At 64.1% G+C, this 4,841-nt stretch carries 4 protein-coding genes; 2 read left to right on the forward strand and 2 right to left on the reverse strand.

From position 1 onward, the window contains the following. Together AC3WJD_RS21610 and AC3WJD_RS21615 are read right to left on the reverse strand one after the other, a co-directional pair. On the reverse strand, positions 1–208 hold a 208-nt coding region (locus AC3WJD_RS21610; protein ID WP_492748864.1), incomplete at its 3' end, for a hypothetical protein. Then, the gene (locus AC3WJD_RS21615) at positions 208–2,280 is read right to left on the reverse strand and encodes a TonB-dependent siderophore receptor (protein ID WP_492748866.1); all 2,073 of its coding nucleotides are present in this window, start codon (positions 2,278–2,280) and stop codon (positions 208–210) included. The genes AC3WJD_RS21610 and AC3WJD_RS21615, both read right to left, overlap by 1 nt. Positions 2,281–2,335: 55 nt before the next feature. Between AC3WJD_RS21615 and AC3WJD_RS21620 the strand changes: the two genes are divergently transcribed. Together AC3WJD_RS21620 and AC3WJD_RS21625 are read left to right on the forward strand one after the other, a co-directional pair. Next, a complete protein-coding gene (locus AC3WJD_RS21620) occupies positions 2,336–3,547 on the forward strand; it encodes an acetyltransferase domain-containing protein (RefSeq protein ID WP_492748869.1) in 1,212 nt (403 codons plus the stop codon). A gap of 117 nt (positions 3,548–3,664) precedes the next feature. Then, a complete protein-coding gene (locus tag AC3WJD_RS21625) occupies positions 3,665–4,744 on the forward strand; it encodes an AI-2E family transporter (protein ID WP_492748871.1) in 1,080 nt (359 codons plus the stop codon). Positions 4,745–4,841: the final 97 nt, after the last annotated feature.

Genomic DNA, 4,841 nt, shown 5'->3' on the forward strand with positions numbered 1-4,841 from the left:
GGAGCAACCACCCTGCCAGCCAGCACGTCTGGCCGTGACTGAGGGCGAATCGCGCCGCGATTACCCCATGTTTCGGGAAGCTCCGCAAAGTGGCTGAACGGCAGACTTGCGGGCGGAAGCGGACATTTGCGCGAGCAGAGACTATTGGCAGCTTCACGCCCAGACCAGACTTTACTTCCCACTGTTCGTTCAGCTGGATGGCGGCCATCAGAAGCTCAGTCGAACTGACGTGCGAATGGTTCGTGGCGCTCCCGGAAAGACCCAGACAGGACTGTACGAGCTCTGCGTATAGCGCGTGTCGAACAGGTTGTCGGCCTCGACGCGCAGCGCAACTTGCAACGAGAAGGCATAGTCGACCGCTGCCTTTGCCCTAACATAGGCGGGCAGGACCAGCCCGCTGCCGTCGATGGCGCCGGGGCGGTCACCGACATAGCTCGCGCCCGCGCTCACCGAAAATCCGCGGCCGTCGCCGTCGAGGAAGCGGCCAAGCGCGAAGATCGTGCCCGCATGCTCGGGCACGTTGAGGACGTGATTGGTCGCGAACGTGCTGTCGTCGGCGCGCGCATGCGTCCACGCATAGTTGGCGACGATCAGCCAGTGCGATGCGAGCTTCACCGATGCGTCGAACTCAATGCCGCGGCTGGTCAGGCTGCCGACGGGCGCCAGGAAATTGGGATCGACCGGATCGTTGGTGAGGATGTCCCGTTTGGCGATGTCGAACCAGGTGATGGCGACATCGCTGCCTGGAAAGGCGGCGGCCAGCCCCAACTCATATCCCTTGCCGCGCTCGGGGGCGAAGCCTTCCCCGTCACGGCCGGTGCCCGAATTGAGCAGAAAGCTTTCGCCCCAATTGACGTGCGCCGCCAACGCCTCACTAAGCTGATAGCGCGCGCCGATCCGGAAATTGACGGGTTCGTCAACGGCGCGCCCAACCGCTCCGGGGCTATTGTTGCGGATGCGCTGGCGATAGGCGTCGAACCGGACGCCGCCAGTGAGAGTCAGCCGGTCGGTTACGTCCCACATATCCTGGGCGTAGACAGTGCTAACCCGGCGCTTCTCACGATTGTCGGTAAAGGGAAGGAGCGGCAACGCAACGCCGCCGTAGGCGGGCGCATACACGTCGATGGCATAAGGATAGGCGGCGGTCGGATTCCGGCGGTTCAGCATCTCGGTATAATCGAGCAGATAGTTTTTGAGGCCGATGCTCGCGCGGTGCCTGCCCAAGCGCCCGGTCAACTCGAGCCGCGCAGACAGGTCATCGACCGTGTAATCGCGCTCGCGGCGCTGCCGCCAGAGCGTGCGGTCATCCACAAGCCGCGACGGATCCGATGAAAAGCCCCGCAGCGATCCGGTCCGCCACGCGATGCCCCCGTTCAGCGACCAGTCTCCACGGAGTTCGAAAAACCCGGTCACCTGATGGCGTTCGTTGCGGAAGCGCGTGATCCCGTCTCCGGGCTCGCCATAGAAGCGCGAACGCGGCAGGGCGTTGGCGTCGCCGTCGATCGCCGGAATGCCGCGATCGAAGGGCGCGTCGAAGTTGGTGAACTCGCCAATATAGGTGATCCGCGTCGCCTCGTTGGGCGACCAGGTCAGCGAAGGCGACACGACCCGGCGCTTCAACGTAACAAAGTCGCGCCAGCCCTCGTTGTCCTCGGCCGCCACGACGATCCGCGCGGCGATGGTGAGCGACAGCGGGCCGGTTGTATCGAGCTCGATACGCCGCGTGTCGAAAGAGCCATAGGTGAGGAGGGCGCTCGCCGCCGGCGTGAACCGCGGCGTCTTCGAGACGATGTTGACGCGTCCGCCTGGATCAATGTCCCCGAACAATGCGCCCGCCGGCCCCTTGAGCAATTCGATGCGCTCGGCGGTCGCGGGGTCGCGTGGCGGGCCGAGGCCCCGGTTTGCGAGGAAGCCGTCGACATAATATTCGGCGCCGCCGTCGGGTGTTCCGAGAAAGCCCCGGATCGCGAAATTGTCGAGAAACCCGCCGCGGTTGTTCTGGTTGCTGACGCCGCTCACCAGCCCGAGCGCGTCGGACAGGCGATAGGCGCCCGCGGCGGAGAGAAGGTCGCGCTCGACCGATCGGCTCGATTGCGACATGCGTTCGGTGACGGTGTCGGAAGAGAGCGTGCGGTCCGTCCGAGCTCCCCGCGTGCCCAGGACAACAATCTCGTTCTCCTTTTCGGGGGCCGGATCGGTCTCCTTCGCCCCGGCGCTGGCGGGGAAAGGGAGCAGCAGCAGCGACGGCAGGACGCGTGCCGCAGAAAATCGGATCCGCAAGGGATTGCCTTTCATGAGATGATGTAACATCGCCATTGGCGAAAGGAAGTCTATCTTGTCAAGTTCACTCAACGGGCGGCGATCCGCTAAGCGTTCCATCGCGTCGACGTCGGCCGGTGCCGCCCGCGCGGGCCAGGGCGCCCGGATCGCCTCGATCGACGCGCTGCGGGGCGTCGTGATCCTGCTGATGCTCGCGGACCACACGCGTGAGTTCTTCTTCCTGCACGCGCAGGTGAGCGACCCCATGGATCTGCGCACGACCGAGCTCGCGTTGTACTTCACAAGGTTGACCGCGCATCTTTGCGCGCCTGTCTTCGTCGCGCTCACCGGGCTCGCGGCCTGGCTTTACGGTCAGACGCGCGGGGGCACCAAGGCTGCGTCCGCCTTCCTGTTCAAGCGCGGACTGTTCCTCGTCGCGCTCGAATGGACGGTGATCAACTTCGCCTGGACCTTCGATTTCACGCCGGCGACGGTATATTTGCAGGTGATCTGGGTGATCGGCCTGTCGATGATTGCCCTGGCGGCATTGGTACACCTGCCGCGCTCTTCATTGGTGGTCCTGGGATGCGTCATCATTCTAGGCCACAATCTGCTCGATCCCGTCAGTTTCGCGCCCGATGCACCAGGCCATGCGCTATGGGCGATCCTGCATGATCGCGGCTTCATCGATCTGCCCTGGGGTGGCCAGGCTCGAACTTCCTATCCGTTGCTGCCGTGGATCGGCGTCATTGCATTGGGCTATTCGGCAGGTCCGTGGTTTGCGCGGGGCTTCGAAACTACTGGGCGCCAAGCGCTTCTCATAGTCATGGGCGCGACCCTGCTCGGGCTCTTCGGGCTCCTTCGCGGTATCAACGGCTATGGCGAGTTCCAGCCGTGGCAAGCAGGCGCGACCACGCTCGGCACGGCAATGAGCTTCCTCAACCTTACCAAATATCCGCCGTCGGCGGATTTCCTGCTGCTGACGCTGGGCCTCGGCGCCTGGCTACTGGTGGCATTAGAGCATCTGCCGTCGCATCCAATGCGCTGGCTCGCCGTATTCGGCTCCGCGCCGCTCTTCTTCTACATCCTGCACCTCTACCTGCTCCATGCGCTCAACATCGCTGCGGCTGCGGTCTGGGGCGAAAGTGCGAACGGCTTGTTCAGCCTGCCCAATGTGGGCGCAGTCTGGCTGCTGGCAGTCGCAGTTGCCATTCCGTGCTGGTTCGCATGCGCTGCGTTCGCGAATATGAAGCGCCGCAGCGCCGCCCGATGGCTTCGATACCTGTAAGGCGCGCTGTGCCAGTCCATGCCTCCGCCGCTAGGATAACGGGCAACGCCGGTTTATACGGAGTGCTACGTAGACGCTCTCGTGGGCCCAGCGGTCTGAAGGGGGAAGCGGCGAACTATGGCGACGCGCTCCAGCGGCATTGCGGGCACCGTCACGGCGACGGCGGCGGGTATCGCGCTCCTCTACTTTCTGCGGGACATCCTGATCCCACTGGTGCTGGCGATCGTGCTGGCCGTTCTGGTCGATGCGCTCGTGCGCTTCATCGGCGCACGCTCGCGCGGAGCGCCGCATTGGGCAGTCGTCACCCTGGTCGCGGTCATCGTCATCGCGTGCGCCGTCGCAGTAGCCCTCGTCGTAGGGCAGGGCCTGGCGCAGATCGTAGGGCAGACCCCCGACCTCGTCGCGCGGCTCGAACAGATCGTCCGGGAATTGGGGCGGGCTGTGGGCCTGGCCCGGACGCTGCACCTCACCACCCTGCTGGGAGAGATCAATGTGCCGCGCCTCGCCGGCTCCGTCGCCGGAGGCGTCGGCGAGTTGCTTTCCGGAATCCTGCTGACGATCACCTACTTCGCCTTCCTTGTCGGGGGGCAGCAACGGTTTGAGCAAAGGCTTTCCAGCGTTAACAGGTCCATCGGCGGAGCCGCGCCGGTCAAAGACGCGATCGACCGGGCGGCAGCCAACATCGAGATATATGTCTGGGTGCAGACCGTGACAGGCGTGATGATCGCCGCCCCCGCCGCGCTCGTGATGTTCGGGGTCGGGCTGGAGAACGCGTTGTTCTGGACGATCGTGCTGTTCCTCCTCAGCTACATCCCCATGATCGGTGTGACGGTGGGCTCGATCCTGCCGGCGCTGTTTGCGCTGCTGCAATTTCCGTCGTGGTGGCAGGCGGCGGTTGTTTTCGGCGGCATCCAGGTCGCAGCCTTTGTCGTGGGAAATTTCGTCTACCCGAGGATGCAGGCGGAGAGTCAGAACATCGATCCGGTGGCTACGTTGCTTTCGCTGGCCTTCTGGGGCTGGCTTTGGGGTATCACCGGCGCGTTCCTCGCCGTGCCGCTGACGCTGATGGTGATGATGATCTGCGCCGATTTTCCGCGCACGCGATGGCTCGCCATTCTGCTCTCCAACGATGGCGATCCCGACTTCTCCATGAGAAGACGGATCGATGGGAAAGACGGCGGCGGTGAGGGTGAGTAGGGAGGTTTGCGCATGCTGCGAACGTCCTGTCTGGATGGCTCCCGCGTTGCAAGGCTTGATTTGAGTGTTGGCGTTGGTCGGATGCAGTCTTGTCTTC

The sequence above is a fragment of the Sphingobium sp. FW306-1B-F04DB genome (genome assembly GCF_058781925.1).

Coding starts and splice junctions, on each gene's coding strand:
- AC3WJD_RS21625 (WP_492748871.1), top strand. CDS start 3,665: ATGGCGACGCGCTCCAGCGGCATTGCGGGCACCGTCACGGCGACGGCG.